The following is a 21,112-nucleotide window of genomic DNA, read 5'->3' on the forward strand; positions in this document are numbered from 1 at the left end:
CCGCGCGAGCGGATGAGGACCGGTGCAGCACGAGGACGACGGAACGCACGTTATCTCGCCTGCGACAGTGCATCTTCGGATGCCTGCCGATCGCGCCGGATTGCCTGTGATGTGGCTCCGTCACACCGATGGAAGATTGCGCCGCGACGGCGTCCGCGCTGCCTTGCAGCAACGACATTGTGCCGTCGATGAGCGCGGAAGACTGCACGGCGCATCAGCACTCGCACGCATCGCGGCGCATCGTGCGATGGCGTGGATCAGAGGACCTTGTCGCAGGCGAGAAAGGAAGCGAGAATGGCTGAGATGGTGGGGAAAATACGCCCGGTTAGCGTCCGGTTCTCGCACGTTGGTCAGGTATTGATATGATTCATCGGTTTCCAGACCCACGGCAGCAGTTCGTCGAGACGGTTGATCGGATGTCCGTCGACCATGCGCGTGAGCACGTCGCGCAGGTATGCGTAAGGCTCGACGTTATTGAGCTTGCACGTTTCGATCAGCGAACACAGGATTGCCCATCGTTCGCCGCCGCCATCGCTACCGGCGAAGAGATGGTTCTTGCGGCCGAGAGCGACGGGTCGGATCGCCCGCTCGACGGGGTTCGTGTCGAGTTCGATGCGGCCGTCGTGCAGGAAGCGGGTCAATCCATCCCAGCGCGACAGCGCATAGCGCATCGCTTCGGCGAGGTTGCCGCGGCCGGGCAGTTGCGGAAGTTGCACCTCGAGCCAAAGGCGAAGGCTGTCAACGATAGGCCTGGCGAGAGCGCGCCGCGCGGCCAGCCGATGCGCCGGCGATTGACCGCGCACCTGTGCTTCGACGGCATAGAGGCTAGCGATGCGACGCAAGGCCTCGTGCGCGATGGGCGTGTCCTCGGCTTGCGCAACCTCGTAGAACTTGCGCCTGGTGTGCGCCCAACATGCAGCCAGAGTGATGGTTCCGGCGGCTGTCAGCCGCTCGAATCCTGCGTAACCGTCGACGTGCAGAACGCCCTTGAAGTGCGTCAGATGCGCCGCCGGGCGCTCTGCTTTCCGGTCGGGCGCGAACACATAAACCGCAGCCGGCGGCTCGGGTCCACCCCAGTTGCGTTGATCGCGGGCATACACCCACAGCCGTCCGGTCTTGGTGCGGCCTCGGCCCGGATCGAGCACAGGGATTGGAGTATCGTCGGCAAACAGGTGGTCCGACGCGAAGATGTGCCTGGACAGCCGGTCGTGCAGGGCACCAAACCACCAGCACGTGCCGCCAACCCATCCGGCGAGTGTCGAGCGCTCCAGTTCGACGCCATGACGTGCAAAAATCTGCGCCTGCCGATAGAGAGGTGTGTGGTCGCAGTATTTGCTGACCAGCACCTGCGTGAGCAATGCTGGCGTGGCCAAACCGCCGGCGATCGGCCGCTCAGGCGCCGGAGCCTGGATGATCGTTCCGCAGCTGCGGCAGGCATATTTCGGGCGGCAGACGCGCACCACGCGCAACTGTGCTGGCACCCAGTCCAGCATCTCGCTGACGCTCTCACCGATCGCATGCAGCGCGCCGCCGCAGCACGCACATCCCTCCCTATCGACGTCGAGCACAACCTCTTCGCGGGGCAGATGATCCGGCAGCGGCTTGCGCTTTGGCTGCAGTTTCTGCATCGGCGCAGACGTCTCCACCGCGGCTTGATCTGCCTCGACAGCCGACAGATCGATGTCCAGGTCTTCCAGTCCAAGGGCGAGTTGATCGGCGTCGAGACGCTCGGAACGACGCCCAAATTGTGCACGCTGAAGCTGTTTGATGATCGCCTGAAGACGTTGGATCTCGCCGTTCCGATGCGCGATGACCGAGGCAATGTCGCGCACCAGGCGATGCAGAAGCGCAGTATCCGACGGCAGATTTTCGAGGTCGAGCTGCATGACCGATTCTACTCGGGCATGCTGATTCGACGAAGCAGATTCCCTATATTTTATGCTGTTTGTTGCAATTCAGCCCGCGATGGACGGGCGCCATCGACGCTCGGGTGTGCGCCAGTCGATGCCTTCGATCAGCATGGCAAGCTGCGCCGGGGACAGCATCACCGTGCCGCCAGGATCGCTCATTCTCGGCCAGATGAAGCCGCCTTGATCGAGCCTTTTGCTGAACAGGCAAAGCCCATTGCCGTCCCAGAACAGGATTTTCAGCGTGCTCGCCTTCTTGCCTCGGAAGGCAAACAAGTGGCCGGAGAATGGATCCTTCTTAAGGTGCTCCTGGACGAGCGCGGCGAGGCCATCCAGGCCCTTCCGCATGTCGGTATAGCCCAAAGCCAGATGTACCTTCACGCCGGCCGGCACGATCATCATCGTGCTATCTCCCGCTCGATCACGTGGCAACGGACTGCATCCGGATCGCTGCCGATCGGTGCGAAGACACGACGCCCATCGTCCAATTCCACGACAGTCATGCCGTCAGGGGGCTGCAACAGGTCGCTCAGGACGAGCGTTCCGGATTGCAGCTCGGTAACCGTCACAGTGGCCAGCTTTGCCGCAGGTCGCTTGCTGAAGCCGTGTTGTACCCGCCAGCGGAACAACATGCTGGTGACGATGCCATGGCGGCGGCAAATCTCCGCGGCAGTGGTGCCGGGGAGCTCGGACTCGGTCACGATCGCGAGCTTTTCCTCGTCAGTGAAGCGACGCCGGTTGGCGCGCCCGTCGCTCGGCGGATCACTGATCGGGCTCGCCGTCAAGCGTTGCTCCGCCGCTGCGCCCTTAGCAGCGCTGCTTAAACCGCTGCTTATTTGTGGGAGGGCGCTCGGATGAACGTGCGTCCGCCAGTCTATCTGCACTTCGTTGGCGTCAATCAGATCGCGCCATCGCCGCAGGCTGTACCGCGAGATGCCGTGGGCACACGCGTAGGCTTGCAAGCCCATGCCGCTCCAGTTCATCGCCTCAACATGCATCGCCCAGTACGCCTGAACCGCCTTCGAGCGGATGCCGGTCGACAGTTGAATGCGTCGCTTGCGGTGGCGTTGTCGTCGCTCCTCGCGCAGCAATTCTGCCTGTGCTTGCAAGGCTTTTGCATCGGCGAGCACGTTCAACCAACGCCGGAACGTGTTCTCGCCGAGACGATGTTGGCGGCAATATTTACGGATCCCGAGACCGCTTCTGCGCCACGCCTCAACGTGAATCGACCACCACTCACGCCTGGCTTTGTTCTCGAAGTGTTTCGGACCCACCGGAGAATCTCCAATGCAGCAGAGAACCCGATATGGAACGACAACGTACTCCTCGGAAGTGTGCAAGGACCGGACGCTTACTACGCCCGATTAAGACGGCGAGATAAAAGGGGCTCGCCCGTCGAACCGCAAGCCATTGACATGGCTTGGGTCCTGGCGTGCCGCTCGGTCGGGGCGCGTGCCGCGCCGCGCATTTTGAACAATGCAATCAAGAACAGTTTCGGCACTGTAGCTGGTCTGGCGCTGTTCGAGGTCCAGCCATGACGGTGGGCGACAGCGATCTGCGCGTTCGGCCCGGGCGCATCCGCAGCACCCGCGTGCCCAAGCCGAAGAGCTTCATCAACCAGGTGTTACGTGCCGCGAAGAAAGCTGGACACACCTCGGGTCAGGCTGCGCCTGGCAGGCGTTCTGCGGCCTACGGACGCTCAACGTTTGGCCGCGGCCGATTGTCCTTTGGCCGCACCCGATTGTTCAGCCCGACGCGGCGCGCTGTGGTGAAGGCGCGCGTCGTGCGTCACAAGGGACGTTCGTTCCGCTCGGCGCCGCTGACTGCTCATCTTTCCTACCTGAAGCGAGATGGCGTGACGCGGAGTCGTGAGCGGGCCGAGATGTTCGACGCCAGCAGCGACCGCGCCGATGGCGCGGCCTTTGCGGAACGCTGCGAGGGCGACCGTCATCATTTTCGGTTCATCGTCTCGCCCGAGGACGCCGGTAACATGACTGACCTCAAGGCTTTCACCCGTGACCTCGCCAAGCAGATGGAGAGCGATCTTGGAACGCCGCTCGATTGGGTGGCCGTCGATCATTGGAATACAGACAACCCGCACGTCCATCTTCTGGTCCGCGGCGTCGACGACGAGGGCGCCGACCTCGTGATCTCCCGCGACTACATTAGCCGAGGTCTTCGCTCACGCGCCGAGGAACTGGTTGCCATCGAACTGGGTCCAAAACCGGAGCATGAAATCCGCAATTCGCTAGAGAGAGAAGTCACGGCAGAGCGGTGGACGCGGCTCGATCAGGAGATTCGGCTGGCAGCCGATGAGACCGGTTACATTGATCTCCGCCCCGAGGATCCCGGCATCTCCGACCCCGAAATCCGGCGCCTGATGGTTGGCCGCCTTCAGCACCTGGAGAAGATGGGCCTTGCCGCATCTGCCGCGCCCGGGGAATGGATGGTCGGGCTCGAGGCCGAGCGTAGTTTACGCGATCTCGGGATGCGCGGCGACATCATCAAGACCATGCACCGCGCCTTCACCGAGCGTGGGGAGGCGCGCGGCATTGCCGACTATGTCATCGAAGGTGGACAGCCGACGTCCCAGATCATCGGACGGCTGGTCGACCGTGGATTGCATGACGAACTGACGGGCGAGGCCTACGCCCTGATCGATGGAACAGACGGACGCGCGCATCACGTGCGCCTTCGAGGGGTCGAGGTCTTCGAACATGTTCCGCCGGTCGGCGGCATCGCTGAGGTCCGACGCTTCGGTCAAGCCGCCGACCCGCGCCCCACCTTAGTGCTCGCGATTCGTTCCGATCTCGATCTTGCTGATCAGGTCACCGCGAAAGGCGCCACCTGGCTTGACCATCGGCTCGTCGAACGCGATCCGATGCCGCTTGCCATGGGTGGGTTCGGCCGCGAGACCCGCGACGCCATGGAAGCCCGTGCCGAGCATCTGGTTCACCAAGGTCTGGCGCGGCGGCAGGGTCAGCGCATCATCCTGCAGGGTGATCTCCTGAATACCTTGCGCCGACGCGAACTGGACGAGGTGGCGGCAAAACTCTCGACCGACACCGGCCTGCCTCGCGTGAAGGTCACCTCCGGAGAGCATGTGGCGGGCACGTATCGCCAGCGGTTGACGCTCGCCTCGGGCCGTTTCGCCCTGCTCGACAACGGGCTGGGCTTCCAGCTCGTGCCTTGGTCGCGGGAGCTCGAAAAGAGGCTCGGCCAACACGTTGCCGGCGTTGTGAAAGACAGCGGCGGCATTGAATGGGGCTTTGGTCGCAAGCGCGACCTGGGCCTCTAGCCATCTCATCATTGCAGTAGCGGAAAGGCGTTCGGGATGTCCGGAACCAAAATCCTCTGGGGACAGGTGATCGTTGTCGGTTTGATCGTGCTGCTGGCGATCTGGGGAGCAACCGAATGGACGGCCTGGCGGCTTGCTTACCAACCGGAGCTTGGGCGGCCCTGGTTCGAACTATCGGGCTTCAAAATCTATTACCCGCCGGTCTTCTTCTGGTGGTGGTTCGTCTACGACGCCTATGCACCCCAGGTCTTTGTCGAGGGAGCCTTCATCGTGGCATCGGGTACCTTCGTTTCGATCGCGGTTGCAATCGGCATGTCGGTCTGGCGAGCGCGCGAGGCCAAGAACGTCGAGACCTATGGCTCGGCGCGCTGGGCCGATGCTCGGGAGGTTCGAGCCGCCGGACTTCTCGGTCCGGATGGCGTGGTGCTGGGCAAGTTCGACCATGATTACCTTCGTCACGATGGACCAGAGCACGTGTTGTGTTTCGCACCCACCAGATCCGGCAAAGGTGTTGGGCTCGTCGTCCCCTCGTTACTGGCTTGGCCGGGCTCGGCCATCGTTCACGACATCAAAGGCGAGAACTGGCAGCTGACCGCCGGCTTCCGCTCGCGGCATGGCCGTGCCCTGTTGTTCGACCCGACCAACGCAAAATCCTCAGCGTACAATCCGCTCCTTGAGGTCCGGCGCGGGGAGTGGGAGGTGCGCGATGTCCAGAACGTTGCCGACGTTCTGGTCGACCCCGAAGGCTCGCTCGATAAACGAAACCACTGGGAGAAGACCAGTCATTCGCTCCTGGTCGGGGCCATCCTCCACGTCCTTTATGCCGAGGCGGACAAGACCCTGGCCGGTGTTGCCGCGTTCCTCTCCGACCCCAAACGGCCGATCGAGGCGACGTTGAAGGCGATGATGAGCACCCCGCACCTTGGCGAGCAGGGCGCCCATCCCGTGGTCGCCTCGACGGCGCGCGAACTCCTCAACAAGTCCGAGAATGAACGCTCCGGCGTCCTGTCCACGGCGATGTCGTTCCTCGGACTCTACCGCGATCCCGTGGTGGCCCTAGTGACCCGCCGTTGCGACTGGCGGATCGCCGACCTGATCGCCGATCTCCGTCCGACGACGCTGTATCTCGTGGTGCCGCCCTCCGACATCTCGCGGACCAAACCCCTGATCCGCCTGGTGCTGAATCAGATCGGACGTCGCCTGACCGAGGATTTGCACGCCCGCGATCGCCGGCATCGAGTTCTGATGATGCTCGACGAGTTCCCGGCACTGGGGCGGCTTGATTTTTTTGAGTCCGCGCTCGCTTTCATGGCGGGCTACGGCATCAAGAGTTTTCTGATCGCGCAATCGCTCAATCAGATCGAGAAGGCCTATGGGCCTAACAATGCCATTCTCGACAACTGCCACGTCAGGGTGAGCTTTGCGACCAATGACGAGCGGACCGCCAAGCGGGTGTCCGACGCGCTCGGAACGGCGACCGAGATGAGGGCGATGAAGAACTATGCGGGGCATAGATTGAACCCCTGGCTGGGGCACCTCATGGTCTCGCGCCAGGAGACGGCGAGGCCGTTGTTGACCCCTGGTGAGGTCATGCAGCTTCCACCGCCAGACGAGATCGTCATGGTGGCGGGCGCGCCGCCGATCCGGGCGAAGAAGGTGCGCTACTACGAGGATCGGCGATTCACTGAGCGAGTCTTGCCGCCGCCCGATCCCGCGGCTTCCAGCCGTTCATCGCGAACGGACCGATGGTCAATGCTCGGAACACCGAAGCCAGCGACGACCGACAAAGCCGCGCGAGGGGACGAAGACACGGCGAACAGTGGTCTTCGTCGAGAGCCCGAGCTTCCCGATCACGTTGCGATCGTGAAGGAGACGACCGATCCGACACCGGCAGAGGAATTTGCCGTTGTCCTTGACGACGACGAGGACGGGGTTCGCCAATCCAGCCTCCTACGCCAACAGATGCGTGGTGTCGCCCGCCAGGTCGCGCTCGACCCGAATGACGGCATGGAGCTTTGAAGCATCATGCGCGACCGGATGAACGTGTATTTCCCGCCGGAGCTTCTGAAGCAGATATCGGAACTCGCCGATCGCAAGAAGCTCTCCCGATCCGCGATCGTGGAAGCGGCTGTCGCTTCGTTTCTGTCGCCGGACGGAGCGGACAGGCGAGAGGCAGCGTTTACCCGTCGCTTGGACCGGTTATCGCGTCAGATGCAAAGGCTGGAGCGTGACGTGGGGCTGACGGCGGAGACCTTGGCCCTTTTCATCCGCTTCTGGCTGACGATCACGCCGCCGTTGCCAAACGATGCGCAAGCAGTTGCCCAGGTAAAGGGTCGGGAGCGATTTGAAGGATTTGTCGAAGCCATCGGGCGCCGTTTGCAAAAGGGGCAGAGCTTTCTGCGCGAGATTCCAGATGATATCGGACGTCAGGAGCCGGGCAGCGAAACCTGATTGGGTTAGACAGATAAGCTACCGCGCTCCTCGTTCTATTTCTACGCCAGCCTACGACCGTAGCAATTTGGCCAAGCCGACAAAAGCGGGCTGCGGTATCGCCTCGAAGGAGCTGAGCGAGCGGAGAAAGGGCAGCATGCAGATTTCAGATGAACTGGCCGAGCGGCTGGAAACGCTTGCCCGTCTTAAAGGGGTGAACCAGACCGAAATCGTTAAGCAAGCACTTGATCGCTTTCTCTGCGAGAAAGGCACCCCCGCCGACGAAAGTCCACTAATGGGGCGCCTGCATTCGATCAAGGATCAACTCAATCGGATTGAACGTAACCTCAGAATCGTGAATGAGGTTGCGGCGCTGCATGTCCGATACCATCTCACGGTTACGCCACCCTTGCCTCAATTAGAGCAGCGAGCCGCATGTCGGCTCGGCTTCGAGCGGTTTAAAGTGCTCGCCGAACAGGTATGCAGACGCGTTGAGCAGGATCAATCGCTCATACGAGAGACGACTAGCCGACTTGGCGCGACTGAATGCGAGGATCTTGAACATGACGTTGAGATTCGCGTCACTTCCGCTGCCGTAGCACCAGACGAGCACGCAAACGTCGCCCTAAAGACAGAGTCCGAGCCAGCCGCTGTCGCCCAGGAGGGCGACGGCAACGGTAACTTTCGCGCCGGGTTACAAAGCCCGTTCTGCTGATCGATCCAAGGATGTAACAAGCTCCGAAGTTCACAGGGCGCCGGCGCCTTCCGCGCCAGCCAAAAATAGGCACGCATCGAAGCAGCAGCGGGCAGAAACCTGGCGTCTGATTACGTGCGTGTTTCTTCCGTTTGCTGCCGGATCTTATCTTTCGTATCTGTTTCGAACGATCAACGCTCTGATTTCTGATCATCTCAGTACGGATATCGGACTTGGTACCGCCGACCTCGGGTTGCTTACGTCACTCTATTTCCTGGTCTTCGCGGCGGCTCAGATCCCGGTCGGCATCTTACTGGACCGCTTTAGTCCGCGTCGCGTCCAGAGCGCTTTGCTCTTGGTCGCCGCAGCGGGCGCCGGACTGTTCGCGGTGTCCACGGGGCTAGTCTCACTTTTGATAGCGCGAGCCATGATCGGGCTCGGCGTAGCGGCGGCGCTGACTGCTGGACTGAAGTCCATCGTTCTCTGGTTTCCCAGAGAACGAGTGGCCTTGCTTAACGGCTACATGGTCATGCTGGGGTCGTTCGGAGCGGTGACCGCCACGGCGCCCGCCGAGCATCTCCTCGGCTGGATGGGTTGGCGACAGCTCTTTGAAATCCTGGCGGCCGCGACCGGTGCGACGGCCATGCTCATCTATGTCGTGGTTCCGGAACGGGCCATTGTCCCATCAACAGCATCAACTCCCGCCACCCTCAGCTCTGTTTTTCGCGACAGGCGTTTCTGGCGAATGGCCCCGTTGTCGGCGACGTGCGTCGGATCGGCCTGGTCTCTGCAGGGATTGTGGGCATCGCCGTGGCTGACGGACGTAGAGGGCCTCGATCGCGCGAGTGTCGTCAGACAGCTGTTCATCATGTCGGTCGTACTGAGCGGCGGTGCCTGGTTGTTCGGTACGACGGTCCACTACATCAGACGAAGAGGAAACGAGGCAGAGACAATATTGGCGATTGTCGCGGTGATGTTCATCGCAGCCGAATTGGCCTTAGTCCTGCGCGTGCCTTTACCGTCCATTTTGCCGTGGTCCCTTGTCGCAATTGTGGGAACGGCGACTGTTGTCAGCTTCGCGGTGATAGCCGACTACTTTCCACCCGAGCTTGCCGGTCGTGCCAATGGGGCCTTGAATGTTCTGCACTTCGGTTTCGCATTTCTGGCCCAGTACATGACGGGCCTGATTCTAGAGCATTGGGCCACCGGGGATGGCCATAAGCCGATCCTGGCCTATCAAGTCGCGTTTGGTCTCAACGTAGTACTGCAGATCGCAGCATTGGTGCGGTTCGCTCTACCTTGGCTCCGCTACTTCACCCGGTGGATTGGCTCGTCTACCCCTTCTATGGCAGTGAACGTTTCCGATGCACCCGAACCGGTCCACTTGTACGAGCAAGCGATCCGACCGATGCCCGCGGATGACGATACGGAGTGGTGAGTAGTGTCCCGTCAGCTATTCAGGCGCGTGCTCACAAATTTGATTCCCGTCCGCTTCGCTCCGAAAGCCGAAGAAATTGCTGCGTAGCAGTGGAATGTGGTGAAAGGACATCGCTCCTAGTCGACTATCTCATGGGAACTGGCGAGCAGCGCGGGAGCGACACTTGATCAAACAGCGTCCTTGGCAGCCTTCAGCGGTGACGCTCTGACTGACTTGCTGGCGGGCTTGGCCGCGAACTCCATAGGCTCTTTCGTAAAAGGATTTACGCCGCTGCGAGCTTCGGTAGCAGGCTTGTTCACGACTGACATTTTCACGAATCCCGGGATGACAAACTCGCCAGATTCATTCAGCTCCATATATCCGACAGTCGCCATCTGCTCGATGACGGACTTTACATCTCCTTTAGAAACCTGCGTCGCCTCCGCAATTGCGTCAATCAGCTGGTTCTTGGTCATTTTTGCCATGATTAATCCGTCTGTAGAGAAGGGCACACGGGCCCCGCTGGATGCGGGCGCGGCCGCGATGCGTTCTCGTTCATACCCGTGATCGAAGTTACCGAGCTTAAAACCCATCGAGTTTCAAAATGCAAGGAGCGGCTGGAATAATAGCCGAACGAGCTTCTGGCTGGACCGGCATGTCAGCTTCGGGTCATCCAGTCGATTAGGCTAGTGCCCGGTAAGAAGTCGGGGCACCAATTCCAAGCCTTTCTTTTTCTACTCCGATCTACGATCACTGAAAGCGCTTGTTGCGCTAGATCGATTGGTGGCTCTTCTAATCATCCCCATCTGAGGGCGCTCTTGGACGTCCTCATTCGGTAGGGGCGGCGGTGGCAATCCAGTCCATTCAGTCGGAGTCGACATCACGTGGCGCGCGAATGCTGCGTAGCGCACTTGGTATGGCGATCGCAGCTTACCTCGAAGATGAGTCAATCGTCGAGGTCATGCTCAATCCAGATGGGCGGCTGTGGATCGACCGGCTGTCGAGTGGCTTGATCGACACCGGCGAAACTCTGTCAGCCGCCGACGGTGAGCGTATTGTTCGCCTGGTGGCGCACCACGTCGGTGCGGAGGTACATGCCGGATCGCCACGCGTGTCTGCGGAATTGCCTGTCACCGGTGAACGTTTCGAAGGTCTCCTGCCGCCGGTCGTTGCGGCCCCAGCGTTTGCGATCCGCAAGCCGGCGGTCGCCGTGTTCACGCTCGACGACTATGTCGTCAAGGGGATCATGACCTCGGAGCAGGCCAAGATCCTGAAGAGTGCGGTTGCGGTCCGCAAAAACATCCTCGTCGCCGGTGGCACGTCGAGCGGCAAGACAACGTTGACAAACGCCCTCTTGGCCGAAGTTGCAAAGACCTCCGATCGGGTTGTACTGATCGAGGATACACGCGAACTTCAATGTAAGGCGCCCAATCTCGTCGCGCTGCGTACCAAGGACGGCGTAGCCACGCTATCCGACCTTGTCCGTTCCTCGCTTCGACTGCGTCCGGACCGCATCCCGATCGGCGAGGTCCGCGGTGCCGAAGCGCTCGACTTGCTCAAAGCCTGGGGCACCGGCCATCCCGGCGGCATCGGAACCATCCATGCGGGTACCGCGCTTGGCGCCCTGCGGCGGCTCGAGCAACTCATCCAGGAAGCGGTCATCACGGTTCCGCGCGCCCTGATCGCCGAGACCATCAACCTCGTCGCCGTGCTTGCAGGGCGTGGCGCCGATCGTCGCGTCGCCGAACTCGCCGTCGTTATCGGTCTTGGAGCAACCGGCGACTACAGCCTTTCACAAGCAGGAGACTGACATGCGTCTGCAATTTCGCTTTCGTCGAGCCGCGTTGCTGGCTGCGGCCGGTACGGTTCTTATGACGACCGCACCGGCATGGGCGGCTGGCTCGAACATGCCGTGGGAGCAGCCACTCAATCAGATCCTGCAATCGGTCGAAGGTCCGGTCGCCAAGATCATTGCCGTCATCATCATCGTCGTGACCGGGCTGACACTCGCGTTCGGCGATTCGTCCGGCGGTTTCCGCAGGCTGATCCAGATCGTGTTTGGTCTATCGATCGCGTTTGCCGCTTCGAGCTTCTTCCTGTCGTTCTTCTCCTTCGGTGGCGGCGTGGTGATCTGATGGAAGAGCCGGTCGCAGGTTTTGTCGTGCCCGTTCATCGCGCGCTCACCGAGCCGATCCTGATGGGAGGCGCACCGCGGTCAGTCGCAATCATTAACGGTACGCTTGCTGCGGCCCTGGGACTGGGACTTCGGCTGTGGATCGCCGGTCTCGTGCTCTGGTTCATCGGCCACATGGCCGCCGTTTGGGCCGCCAAGCGGGATCCCGCCTTCGTCGATGTGGTGCGCCGACATCTGCGCATTCCCGGTCACCTCAACATCTGAGTTCGCGGTCATGATGAATCTCGCCGAATACCGCCATTCCAACACGCGTCTCGCCGACTTCCTGCCTTGGGCAGCCCTCGTTGACAAGGGAGTTATCCTGAACAAGGACGGCTCGTTCCAACGCACGGCGAAATTTCGGGGACCCGACCTCGACAGCGCCGTGCCGGCTGAACTTGTTGCCGTCGCCGGTCGCTTGAACAACGCGCTGCGTCGCCTTGGATCCGGCTGGGCCGTATTCGTCGAGGCGCAGCGTCATTCTGCGGGGTCTTACCCGCCGAACACCTTTCCGGATGTCGCGTCAGCGCTGGTCGATGCCGAGCGCAAAGCGCAATTTGAAGAGACCGGCGCGCACTACGAATCAAGCTATTTCCTGACGTTGCTCTACCTGCCGCCGGAGGAGGGCGCTGCCAAGGCGGAGCGGCTGCTCTATGAGGGCCGCGATCGTACCGTTGGTGCAGATGCACGCGAGGTGCTCCGCGGGTTTGTCGATCAAACGAGCCGCGTGCTGCAACTGGTTGAAGGGTTCATGCCCGAATGCGGCTGGCTCGATGATCAGGACACGCTGACCTACCTGCATTCGACGATTTCGACCAAGCGCCACCGCGTTCGGGTACCCGAAATTCCCATGTACATCGATGCGCTGTTGGCCGACCAGCCGCTGACCGGCGGGCTCGAGCCGATGCTGGGTGCAGCCAACGTACGGGTTTTGACGGTTGTCGGCTTCCCCGGCACGACGACGCCGGGGATTCTGGACGACCTGAATCGCTTGGCATTCGCGTATCGTTGGTCGACCCGCGCAATCATGCTCGACAAGACCGATGCCACCAAGCTGCTGACCAAGATTCGCCGCCAGTGGTTCGCCAAGAGAAAGTCCATCGGCGCCATTCTCAAGGAGGTCATGACCAACGAGGCGTCGACGCTGCTCGATACCGACGCCCACAACAAGGCGATCGACGCCGACGCGGCGCTGCAGGAACTGGGTTCCGATCAGATCGGACAAGCCTTTGTCACGGCAACTATCACGGTCTGGGACGGCGATCCCAATGTAGCGGACGAGAAGCTGCGTCTGGTCGAGAAAGTGATCCAGGGCCGCGATTTCACCTGCATGACCGAGACGGTGAACGCCGTCGAGGCCTGGCTCGGCAGCCTGCCCGGGCACGTTTATGCCAATGTACGGCAACCGCCGGTCTCGACCCTCAACCTTGCTCATATGATTCCGATGTCGGCCGTGTGGGCGGGCGAGGCGCGAGATCTGCACTTCAAGGGTCCGCCTCTGCTGTTCGGCAAGACCGAGGGATCAACCCCCTTCCGGTTCTCGCTCCACGTCGGTGACGTCGGCCATACTCTCGTGGTGGGACCGACCGGTGCTGGCAAGTCGGTGCTGCTGGCACTGATGGCGCTGCAATTCAGGCGTTATCTGAATTCCCAGGTCTTTGCGTTCGATTTCGGCGGTTCGATTCGGGCGGCCGCACTCGCCATGGGAGGCGACTGGCATGATCTCGGTGGGGCATTGTCTGACGGAGGCGATAAACCCGTCGCATTGCAGCCGCTGGCCTGGATCGACGATTCCATGGAGCGAGGATGGGCCACGGAGTGGCTCGGCGCGATCCTGGCACGGGAAAAGATTGAGATCACCCCGGAGGTCAAGGATCATCTGTGGTCGGCACTGACGTCCCTCGCTTCCGCGCCGATGCAGGAACGCACCCTGACAGGTCTGTCAGTTCTCCTGCAATCCAACTCCCTGAAGCGTGCTTTGCAACCTTATTGCCTGGGCGGTCCGTCCGGGCGCCTGCTTGATGCCGAATTCGAGCGCCTTGGTGAAGCCTCGGTCCAGGCGTTTGAGACCGAAGGCCTGATCGGAACCGGTGCGGCCCCAGCCGTGCTGGCCTATCTGTTTCATCGGATTGGAGACCGCCTCGACGGCCGGCCCACACTTCTTATTGTCGATGAAGGCTGGCTTGCCCTCGACGATGAGGATTTTGCTGGCCAGCTTCGAGAATGGCTGAAGACGCTTCGGAAGAAGAACGCGTCGGTTATCTTCGCAACTCAATCGCTTTCGGATATCGACGGCTCCGCGATCGCGCCGGCGATCATCGAAAGCTGCCCAACGCGCCTGTTGCTGCCGAACGAGCGAGCAATCGAGCCGCAGATATCGGCGATCTACCACCGTTTTGGCCTCAACGACCGCCAGATCGAGCTTCTGAGCCGGGCAACGCCGAAGCGCGACTATTACTGCCAGTCTCGCCGCGGCAATCGGATGTTCGAACTCGGCCTAGGTGAGGTTGCGCTCGCCTTCACCGCAGCCTCTTCCAAGACCGACCAAGCCGCCATCGAGCAGCTCCTTGCCGAACACGGCCAGGACGGTTTCGTACCCGCCTGGCTCCAGCACCGTGGCGTCGCCTGGGCGACAGACCTGATCCCCAATCTCGACAATCTGGAGAGATCGCTATGAGCCGTCTTAGCTCTTTACTAGCCGCAGGCACGATCGCCCTGTCGCTTGGCACCACGTCGCCCGCGCGGGCGCAGTGGATCGTCTTCGATCCAAACAATTATGTCCAAAACGTCCTCACCGCCGCGCGGGAACTGCAACAGATCAACAACCAGATCACCTCGTTGCAGAACCAGGCGCAGATGCTGATCAACCAGGCGAAGAATCTGGCAAACCTGCCTTATTCGTCGTTGCAGCAACTGCAAGCGTCGATCCAGCGGACCCAGCAATTGTTGGCTCAGGCACAGCGCATCGCTTACGACGTCCAGCAGATCGATCGCGCGTTCTCAACCAGCTATGCGCCGGTCACGGGCGGCCAGTCCAGCCAGGTGTTGATCAGCAACGCTCAATCGCGGTGGCAGAATTCTGTCGCTGCGCTACAGGACGCGCTCCGAGTCCAGGCCGGCGTCGTCAGTAACCTCGACACCAACCGCGTCCAGACGTCGGCGCTTGTAACGTCAAGCCAGGGGGCCAGTGGCGCCCTGCAGGCAACCCAAGCCGGCAATCAGATCCTCGCGCTTCAAGCACAGCAACTCGGCGATCTCACGGCTGCCGTGGCGGCGCAGGGCAGGGCGCAGGGACTTGAAGCGGCACAGCGCTCGGTCGCGCAAGATCAGGGCCGCGAGCAGCTCCGGCGGTTTCTGACACCGGGACAAGGCTATCAATCCTCTAACGTGCAGATGTTCCACTAATGAGCGATATAAAAGCATTCAAGGCGCTGTCGCTGGCAGTGTCGGCCGGTGTGTTCGTTGTCGCAGCCTGCACGATTCAGCTTCGTGGTGGAGAGGATCCTTCTTCGTCGCGAACGACAGATCAGACCACGAACGTCGATCCTACTGACCTCGCCCGCTGCCGCACCGTCACTCCGCAAGAAACGGCAAGTTATCGGCACTGCCAGCAGGTTTGGGCTGAAAACCGGCATCACTTCTTTGGCAGGAAGGACGTTGCCGGCGCGTCTCGCCGCCCGGATCCCGTCGCCGGCCCAACACCCGCGCCAAAGGATCGGAGCCGGATGCTGCAAGGATATCCATCCCTGGCATTACCTGAAGAGAGCACGCCATGACCGGTACCGGGATCATCGATCAGTTCCTGGAGACGTTTACCCGCTACATCGATAACGGCTTCGGGCTGTTGGGTGGCGATGTCGGCTATCTCGCAACGACGCTGGCAGCGATTGATATCACGCTCGCGGCACTGTTCTGGAGTTGGGGGCCGGACGAGGACATTATTGCGCGCCTCGTCAAGAAAACGCTGTTCGTCGGCGTCTTCGCTTACCTCATAAGCAACTGGAACAGTCTGGCACGCATCGTCTTCGAAAGCTTTGCTGGTCTTGGGCTCAAAGCATCCGGCGCGAGCCTGTCCGCAACAGACTTCCTTCGACCGGGAAAGATCGCTCAAGTCGGGCTTGACGCCGGCAGGCCGCTGCTCGACTCGATCTCGAATCTGATGGGCTACATCAGTTTCTTCGAGAATTTCGTCCAGATCGTCGTCCTCCTGTTCGCCTGGGTCGTGGTGCTACTCGCCTTCTTCATTCTGGCGATCCAGCTCTTTGTCACCCTGATTGAATTCAAGCTCACGACACTGGCCGGCTTCGTGCTCATTCCCTTTGGCCTGTTTGGCAAGACCGCTTTCGCTGCCGAGCGGGTGTTGGGGAATGTCATATCTTCGGGGATCAAGGTTCTGGTCCTGGCCGTCATCGTCGGCATCGGTTCAACGCTGTTCTCACAGTTCACCTCGGGCTTCGGTGGCGGCCAGCCGACGATCGAAGACGCGATGACGCTGGTGCTCGCCGCGCTCTCGTTGTTGGGCCTCGGCATCTTCGGCCCGGGAATCGCAAACGGCCTGGTATCCGGCGGACCGCAACTCGGTGCCGGCGCCGCGATCGGGACGGGACTTGCCGCCGGCGGTGTGGTTGCGGCCGGCGCTGGCCTTGCCGCGGGCGGTGCTGGTCTTGCTGGCGGTGCGATTGCAGGTGCAACGCGCGGTGGCGGGGCGGTCTTGAGCGGAGCATCCGCGGCTTATCGAAGTGGCGGCCTTGCTGGCGTCGCGGAGGCTGGGGGATCGGCGGCCATGAGCCCGTTGCGTCGCGCAGCGGCTGCACTCGACGGAAGCGGGCAAGCGGGCGAGCAGGCCGCCAGCACTTCGGTTGAAGGGCGGCCTGATTGGGTGCGGCGCATGAAGCGAGCCGAGAGCATTCGGCATGGCGCGTCGGCGGCTGGCCAGGCGGTGCGCTCCGGCGATCAAGGTGGCAGCGGCTCGTCCGTGGACTTGTCCGAAGGAGAGCGCTGACACGGCCGAGCCTTCGCACTCACCACCTGATGCCGGCTACGTCTCAAACCCGGCCATCTCACGACTGCAAACCGACCGTTCGATCCAAGGGGCAACATCGATGTTCAAACGACCTTCCGTCCATTACGGGCGCATGCCCGAGCCGATCACGCCTTATCAAAAGGCAGCGCAAGTTTGGGACGAACGCATTGGGTCAGCCCGCCTACAAGCCAAGAATTGGCGTTTGATGGCATTCGGCTGCCTCATGTTGTCGGCCGGCCTCACTGGGGGACTTGTCTGGCAATCGAGCCAGGGATCGATCACGCCCTGGATCGTCGAAGTCGATCGGCTTGGTCAGGCCCAAAGGGTTGCGCCGGCCAACATCGACTATCAACCCACCGACGCCCAGATCGCCTACCACTTGGCGCGGTTCATCGAGGATGTCAGGGGCCTGCCGGCCGACGGCATTGTTCTGCGCCAGAACTGGCTTCGGGCCTATGATTTTACCACCGATCGCGGGGCGGCCGCGCTCAACGACTATGCGCGCAACAATGACCCCTTTGCCAAGCTAGGCAAGGCGCAAATCTCCGTGGACGTCTCGAGCGTCATTCGCGCGTCTCCGGACAGTTTTCGGATTGCATGGATTCAGCGCACTTACGACAACGGCTCGTTGAGTTCGACCGAGCGTTGGACCGCAATTCTCACGATCGCGATCGAGACGCCGCGCGATGCCGAACGCCTTCGCAAGAATCCGCTTGGCCTCTACGTCCGCGCCATCAACTGGTCAAAGGAGTTGGGTCAATGACCAAGACGACGCCTGACGCTGATACAAAGTTTCTAATCCCGCACCGCCCCCCCAATCCGGCTTGGTTCGAGTTCGTGACGACGAAGCGTGCGTTCCTGTCGGTTTTTCTGCTTTGCTCGTCGGCCCTGGGAGGGTGCACGACATACATCCCGCCGACAATTAGCTATGACGCCGAAGTTCCGCCGTTGCCGGCGCCTCCGATGGTTCTCGACGACAGAGCACAGCCCCTTCACGTTCCACCGCTCTGGAAACCGACTCTTGGCGGCAAGTCGGGAGGGAAGGAAGAGCCTGAACCCGTGAGCCGCGTTGAGACTGCAAACAGCGCAGCGCGAGTCGAGCCGCGCAAGCGCGGGTATTTCAACGCAGCGCAAATCTACGCGTACAGCCCGGGTGCACTCTACCAGGTGTACGCGGCACCCGGGCAGATCACGGATATTGCGCTCGAGGAAGGAGAGCAATTGACGGGATCGGGACCCGTCGCGGCCGGTGATACCGTGCGCTGGGTCGTGGGAGATACCGAGAGCGGGAGCGGCGATACCAGACGCATCCATATCCTGGTAAAACCGACTCGCGCGTCGATCGAGACCAACCTTGTCGTCAACACCGACCGGCGCACTTACCTGATCGAACTCCGATCTCGTGACCGGCCCTATATGCCGTCCGTCGCGTGGTATTACCCGGAAACGGCACGGGAGAAATCGCGTTCCGCTTCCCTGAGGCCGGTTCTTCCGGATCCATCGCAACGCGTCTTCCGCTATGCGATTGAAGGCGACAGCCCGCCCTGGCGGCCGCTTGCCGCCTATGACGATGGCCGAAAGGTCTATGTCGAATTCCCGCAAGGAATTGTTCAAGGCGAAATGCCGCCGCTCTTCGTTATCGGTCCCGACGGCAAAACCGAACTCGTCAACTATCGCGCTTACGGCAATGTGTTGATCGTTGATCGGCTGTTTGCAGCTGCAGAGCTCCGGCTTGGCGGTGAACACCAGCAGAAGGTTAGAATTGTCAGGACTGACGGGAGGCGGTCGTCATGAATGCCGAGAATGGAAGTGATCGAGTGCAGGCCATTCCGCCGCAAACACAGGACGAACAGTCCAGCCAGTTCCGGTTGAGAGCGGAGCAACCGCGTGTGACACGGTTGTCGCGGAAGGTTTTGGCGGGAGGAAGCGCGGTTGCCTTGCTTGTCATAGGCGGGACAGTGTTGTGGTCGCTGCAAACCAGCCGCTCCCGGAACCAGGCGGGCGGTGAGCTTTACAGTACCGACCATCATAATATCGCCGACGGAATTACGGCGCTGCCGAAAGACTACACCGGCGTTTCGCCCCAGGCGATCCCGCAGCTTGGTCCGCCACTCCCTGGGGACCTTGGACGGCCGATCCTTGCCGCTCAGGGCCAGTCGCCCACATTAGGTGCCACGGCTCCTGACCCGGAACAGCAGCGTCGGGACCAGGAAAGCGAAGCAGCCCGCGTCAGTCATTTGTTCGCCTCGACCAACGGGAGAGAAGTGCGTCCACCGGCTGTCGCGGCTGAGGGGAACGATCGCACAGCTCCGTCGAACTCGACCACTAGCAGCGACGACAGATATGGGCAGAATGGTCAGGACAGAAAGCTAGCCTTTGTCGACGGGTCCGTGGATCGCCGCACCGTAAGCCCCGACCGCGTCTCCAGGCCAGCTTCGCCGTATATCGTGCAGGCGGGAACCGTGATTCCGGGCGCCCTGATCACGGGGATTCGGTCCGATCTTCCAGGCCAGATCACCGCGCAGGTGACGGAAAACGTGTTTGACACGCCAACCGGTCGTCTGCTCTTGATCCCGCAGGGCGCACGTCTCTTGGGCGTCTACGACAGTCGGGTTGCGTTCGGTCAGTCGCGCGTGTTGCTGGTTTGGACACGGTTGATCATGCCCAATGGCCGCTCGATTGTTCTCGAACGCCAGCCTGGCACGGACCCTTCAGGATATGCAGGTCTTGAAGACCAGGTCGACAACCATTGGGTCGAACTGTTCAAGGCTGCCGCACTATCGACCTTCCTGGCCGTTGGGACAGAACTCGGGTCTGGCTCAGATACCGGTAGCAGCAACAGTGCAATCATTCAGGCATTGCGCCACGGCGCTGCTGACTCGCTGAACCAGACTGGACAGCAGGTGGTTCAGCGCAGTCTCAACATCCAGCCAACATTGACGGTGCGGCCCGGCTTTCCGATTCGTGTCAACATCAATCGCGATCTCGTTCTGGAACCATATCGAGGGTGATTGCACATGCCAAAACTCAAAATCGGAGCGATCCCAGACGAAAAGCCAGTCAAGTTGAGTCTTGAGCTGCCGGCGTCCGTGCATCGAGATCTCGTCGCCTACGCCGAGGCGCTTTCGCGCGAAACGGGCCAATCGGCAGACCCTGCCAAGCTGATCGCGCCGATGCTGGCCCGGTTTATGGTCACTGATCGAGGTTTCAGAAAGCTTAGGCGTTCAAGTCACCCGTCATCTGAAGGAGGCGAGGGATAGCGTTCGGCCAGGAGATCCAGGAAGCGCGCAAGCGCCGGGTTCTCATTGTTCTCGCGCCAGTGTGCATGGAAGCCCATGCGGCTTGATCCGGATCCGTCCTGTATTTCCCGATAAACCAGGCCGGAAAAGTTCGCGCCGATGTCAGCTTCCATGACTAGACTTATTCCCAGCCCTATGCTGACGAGGCTCTTGATGATACCCCGGCTCACGTCATGCCGCTCGATCTTTGGGCGCCCTTCGTTGGCAACCAGCTTTGAAACCAGCAGCTCCTTTATATCATTTCCGGGATCGCGTTGGCTCAGAAGAACTGTCTCGTTGTGAAGATCGGTCCAGTGGATAATGTTGCAGGTGACCAGAGGATGATCCTTTGGGAGCACAATGAGAATGCGTTCGCTCCAAACCGGCAGACTTGTCTGACCGGATAGCGTACGCCGCCCAGGGACAACGGCGACATCGATCGTGCCATTGCGAACGGCATCCATCAGATGAGTACGTGACCGTTCGGCTGTGGTGAGTGTAACCATGGGAGTTCGCTTCCTGAATTCCGCGAGGCTGGCGCGCAGATTGCCGGCAGATATCGAGGTGCAGAAACCCACCGAAAGGCGGCCCGCCTCGCCGCGGCCGCTCGATCGGCCCGTTGCGACCAGTGTGTCGAATTGCTCAAGGATCATTCGCGACATTTGCAGGATCGTCCGCCCGGCAGGCGTTGGCGCGACCCCGCCGGTCGAACGGTCAAAGAGAGCCACTCCGACCAGGTGCTCAAACTGGCTGATCGAACGACTCAGCGCGGAATGCCGCACAGCCAGGAATTCGGCTGCCTGTCGAAAGCTTCCGCGGTCGGCCGCAACGACCGCGGCTCGCAAGTGATGTAGACTGATATTGGTCGATTGGACAGGGCGAGACATATCTC

General features: G+C 61.2%; 21 protein-coding genes. 16 read left to right on the forward strand and 5 right to left on the reverse strand.

Features of this window, described 5'->3' with window-relative positions; genetic code table 11:
• Positions 1-350: 350 nt before the first annotated feature.
• From tnpC to tnpA, 3 genes are all read right to left on the reverse strand, one after another.
• Entirely contained in the window at positions 351-1,886 is a 1,536-nt protein-coding gene (gene tnpC / locus ACP2YO_RS12820; RefSeq protein WP_426441186.1) for an IS66 family transposase, read from the reverse strand.
• A 69-nt stretch (positions 1,887-1,955) separates the two neighbouring features.
• Positions 1,956-2,309, reverse strand: a complete 354-nt coding sequence (gene tnpB, locus ACP2YO_RS12825; protein ID WP_426441187.1) for an IS66 family insertion sequence element accessory protein TnpB — start codon at positions 2,307-2,309, stop codon at positions 1,956-1,958.
• On the reverse strand, positions 2,306-3,181 hold the full coding sequence (tnpA, locus tag ACP2YO_RS12830; RefSeq protein ID WP_426441188.1) for an IS66 family insertion sequence element accessory protein TnpA: 876 nt from the start codon (positions 3,179-3,181) through the stop codon (positions 2,306-2,308). The genes tnpB and tnpA overlap by 4 nt, the downstream gene beginning before the upstream one ends.
• Positions 3,182-3,441: 260 nt before the next feature.
• On the opposite strand from tnpA, the gene ACP2YO_RS12835 reads away from it, so the two are divergent.
• The 5 genes from ACP2YO_RS12835 to ACP2YO_RS12855 all read left to right on the forward strand — a co-directional run bounded on the left by ACP2YO_RS12835 (position 3,442) and on the right by ACP2YO_RS12855 (position 9,767).
• Entirely contained in the window at positions 3,442-5,205 is a 1,764-nt protein-coding gene (locus tag ACP2YO_RS12835) for a relaxase/mobilization nuclease domain-containing protein (protein WP_426441189.1), read from the forward strand.
• A 36-nt stretch (positions 5,206-5,241) separates the two neighbouring features.
• Positions 5,242-7,224 carry a conjugal transfer protein TraG gene (locus tag ACP2YO_RS12840; RefSeq protein ID WP_426441190.1) on the forward strand — a complete coding sequence of 661 codons (1,983 nt, stop codon included), beginning with the start codon at positions 5,242-5,244 and terminating at the stop codon, positions 7,222-7,224.
• Positions 7,225-7,230: 6 nt separating this feature from the next.
• Positions 7,231-7,656, forward strand: a complete 426-nt coding sequence (locus ACP2YO_RS12845) for a CopG family transcriptional regulator (RefSeq protein ID WP_426441191.1) — start codon at positions 7,231-7,233, stop codon at positions 7,654-7,656.
• A 67-nt stretch (positions 7,657-7,723) separates the two neighbouring features.
• Positions 7,724-8,350 (forward strand): ribbon-helix-helix protein, CopG family, encoded by a 627-nt coding sequence (locus ACP2YO_RS12850; protein ID WP_426441192.1) that lies wholly within the window; start codon positions 7,724-7,726, stop codon positions 8,348-8,350.
• A 106-nt stretch (positions 8,351-8,456) separates the two neighbouring features.
• Positions 8,457-9,767, forward strand: coding sequence for an MFS transporter (locus ACP2YO_RS12855; protein ID WP_426443163.1), 1,311 nt, complete (start codon positions 8,457-8,459; stop codon positions 9,765-9,767).
• 167 nt (positions 9,768-9,934) lie between these two features.
• Here the strand turns inward: ACP2YO_RS12855 and ACP2YO_RS12860 are convergent, their stop codons facing one another.
• On the reverse strand, positions 9,935-10,231 hold the full coding sequence (locus tag ACP2YO_RS12860; RefSeq protein WP_426441193.1) for an HU family DNA-binding protein: 297 nt from the start codon (positions 10,229-10,231) through the stop codon (positions 9,935-9,937).
• A 410-nt stretch (positions 10,232-10,641) separates the two neighbouring features.
• Here ACP2YO_RS12860 and trbB point away from each other — a divergent pair, with 410 nt between their 5' ends.
• The 11 genes from trbB to ACP2YO_RS12915 all read left to right on the forward strand — a co-directional run bounded on the left by trbB (position 10,642) and on the right by ACP2YO_RS12915 (position 20,202).
• Positions 10,642-11,556 carry a P-type conjugative transfer ATPase TrbB gene (gene trbB, locus ACP2YO_RS12865; protein WP_426441194.1) on the forward strand — a complete coding sequence of 305 codons (915 nt, stop codon included), beginning with the start codon at positions 10,642-10,644 and terminating at the stop codon, positions 11,554-11,556.
• A 61-nt stretch (positions 11,557-11,617) separates the two neighbouring features.
• A complete protein-coding gene (locus ACP2YO_RS12870) occupies positions 11,618-11,881 on the forward strand; it encodes a TrbC/VirB2 family protein (protein WP_426443164.1) in 264 nt (87 codons plus the stop codon).
• Complete coding sequence (locus ACP2YO_RS12875; protein WP_426441195.1) at positions 11,881-12,144, forward strand: VirB3 family type IV secretion system protein; 264 nt, start codon at positions 11,881-11,883, stop codon at positions 12,142-12,144. Before ACP2YO_RS12870 ends, ACP2YO_RS12875 begins: the two co-directional genes overlap by 1 nt.
• A 10-nt stretch (positions 12,145-12,154) precedes the next feature.
• Positions 12,155-14,596 (forward strand): conjugal transfer protein TrbE, encoded by a 2,442-nt coding sequence (trbE, locus tag ACP2YO_RS12880; protein WP_426441196.1) that lies wholly within the window; start codon positions 12,155-12,157, stop codon positions 14,594-14,596.
• Complete coding sequence (trbJ, locus tag ACP2YO_RS12885) at positions 14,593-15,324, forward strand: P-type conjugative transfer protein TrbJ (protein WP_426441197.1); 732 nt, start codon at positions 14,593-14,595, stop codon at positions 15,322-15,324. Before trbE ends, trbJ begins: the two co-directional genes overlap by 4 nt.
• A complete protein-coding gene (gene trbK-alt / locus ACP2YO_RS12890; RefSeq protein ID WP_426441198.1) occupies positions 15,324-15,695 on the forward strand; it encodes a putative entry exclusion protein TrbK-alt in 372 nt (123 codons plus the stop codon). Before trbJ ends, trbK-alt begins: the two co-directional genes overlap by 1 nt.
• Positions 15,692-16,921 (forward strand): P-type conjugative transfer protein TrbL, encoded by a 1,230-nt coding sequence (gene trbL / locus ACP2YO_RS12895; protein WP_426441199.1) that lies wholly within the window; start codon positions 15,692-15,694, stop codon positions 16,919-16,921. Before trbK-alt ends, trbL begins: the two co-directional genes overlap by 4 nt.
• Positions 16,922-17,021: 100 nt before the next feature.
• On the forward strand, positions 17,022-17,705 hold the full coding sequence (gene trbF, locus ACP2YO_RS12900) for a conjugal transfer protein TrbF (RefSeq protein WP_426441200.1): 684 nt from the start codon (positions 17,022-17,024) through the stop codon (positions 17,703-17,705).
• Positions 17,702-18,736: a P-type conjugative transfer protein TrbG gene (trbG, locus tag ACP2YO_RS12905; RefSeq protein ID WP_426441201.1), complete on the forward strand. Its 1,035-nt coding sequence runs from the start codon at positions 17,702-17,704 to the stop codon at positions 18,734-18,736. Before trbF ends, trbG begins: the two co-directional genes overlap by 4 nt.
• Positions 18,733-19,953 carry a TrbI/VirB10 family protein gene (locus tag ACP2YO_RS12910; protein WP_426441202.1) on the forward strand — a complete coding sequence of 407 codons (1,221 nt, stop codon included), beginning with the start codon at positions 18,733-18,735 and terminating at the stop codon, positions 19,951-19,953. Before trbG ends, ACP2YO_RS12910 begins: the two co-directional genes overlap by 4 nt.
• Positions 19,954-19,959: 6 nt before the next feature.
• The gene (locus tag ACP2YO_RS12915) at positions 19,960-20,202 is read left to right on the forward strand and encodes a DUF2274 domain-containing protein (protein ID WP_426441203.1); all 243 of its coding nucleotides are present in this window, start codon (positions 19,960-19,962) and stop codon (positions 20,200-20,202) included.
• Here the strand turns inward: ACP2YO_RS12915 and ACP2YO_RS12920 are convergent.
• Entirely contained in the window at positions 20,172-21,107 is a 936-nt protein-coding gene (locus tag ACP2YO_RS12920; RefSeq protein ID WP_426441204.1) for a LysR family transcriptional regulator, read from the reverse strand. The genes ACP2YO_RS12915 and ACP2YO_RS12920 overlap by 31 nt on opposite strands.
• Positions 21,108-21,112: the final 5 nt, after the last annotated feature.

The sequence above is a fragment of the Bradyrhizobium genosp. P genome, from assembly GCF_049949265.1.
Classification (GTDB): domain Bacteria; phylum Pseudomonadota; class Alphaproteobacteria; order Rhizobiales; family Xanthobacteraceae; genus Bradyrhizobium.

Excerpts from the sequence above, each read along its gene's own strand:
- ACP2YO_RS12920 (WP_426441204.1), bottom strand. The coding sequence starts at position 21,107 with ATGTCTCGCCCTGTCCAATCGACCAATATCAGTCTACATCACTTGCGA.
- ACP2YO_RS12870 (WP_426443164.1), top strand. The coding sequence starts at position 11,618 with ATGACGACCGCACCGGCATGGGCGGCTGGCTCGAACATGCCGTGGGAG.
- trbE (WP_426441196.1), top strand. The coding sequence starts at position 12,155 with ATGATGAATCTCGCCGAATACCGCCATTCCAACACGCGTCTCGCCGAC.
- ACP2YO_RS12875 (WP_426441195.1), top strand. The coding sequence starts at position 11,881 with ATGGAAGAGCCGGTCGCAGGTTTTGTCGTGCCCGTTCATCGCGCGCTC.
- tnpC (WP_426441186.1), bottom strand. The coding sequence starts at position 1,886 with ATGCAGCTCGACCTCGAAAATCTGCCGTCGGATACTGCGCTTCTGCAT.
- ACP2YO_RS12860 (WP_426441193.1), bottom strand. The coding sequence starts at position 10,231 with ATGGCAAAAATGACCAAGAACCAGCTGATTGACGCAATTGCGGAGGCG.
- trbL (WP_426441199.1), top strand. The coding sequence starts at position 15,692 with ATGACCGGTACCGGGATCATCGATCAGTTCCTGGAGACGTTTACCCGC.
- trbF (WP_426441200.1), top strand. The coding sequence starts at position 17,022 with ATGTTCAAACGACCTTCCGTCCATTACGGGCGCATGCCCGAGCCGATC.
- trbG (WP_426441201.1), top strand. The coding sequence starts at position 17,702 with ATGACCAAGACGACGCCTGACGCTGATACAAAGTTTCTAATCCCGCAC.
- tnpB (WP_426441187.1), bottom strand. The coding sequence starts at position 2,309 with ATGATGATCGTGCCGGCCGGCGTGAAGGTACATCTGGCTTTGGGCTAT.
- trbJ (WP_426441197.1), top strand. The coding sequence starts at position 14,593 with ATGAGCCGTCTTAGCTCTTTACTAGCCGCAGGCACGATCGCCCTGTCG.
- trbK-alt (WP_426441198.1), top strand. The coding sequence starts at position 15,324 with ATGAGCGATATAAAAGCATTCAAGGCGCTGTCGCTGGCAGTGTCGGCC.
- ACP2YO_RS12915 (WP_426441203.1), top strand. The coding sequence starts at position 19,960 with ATGCCAAAACTCAAAATCGGAGCGATCCCAGACGAAAAGCCAGTCAAG.
- trbB (WP_426441194.1), top strand. The coding sequence starts at position 10,642 with ATGCTGCGTAGCGCACTTGGTATGGCGATCGCAGCTTACCTCGAAGAT.
- ACP2YO_RS12910 (WP_426441202.1), top strand. The coding sequence starts at position 18,733 with ATGAATGCCGAGAATGGAAGTGATCGAGTGCAGGCCATTCCGCCGCAA.
- ACP2YO_RS12840 (WP_426441190.1), top strand. The coding sequence starts at position 5,242 with ATGTCCGGAACCAAAATCCTCTGGGGACAGGTGATCGTTGTCGGTTTG.
- ACP2YO_RS12835 (WP_426441189.1), top strand. The coding sequence starts at position 3,442 with ATGACGGTGGGCGACAGCGATCTGCGCGTTCGGCCCGGGCGCATCCGC.
- ACP2YO_RS12845 (WP_426441191.1), top strand. The coding sequence starts at position 7,231 with ATGCGCGACCGGATGAACGTGTATTTCCCGCCGGAGCTTCTGAAGCAG.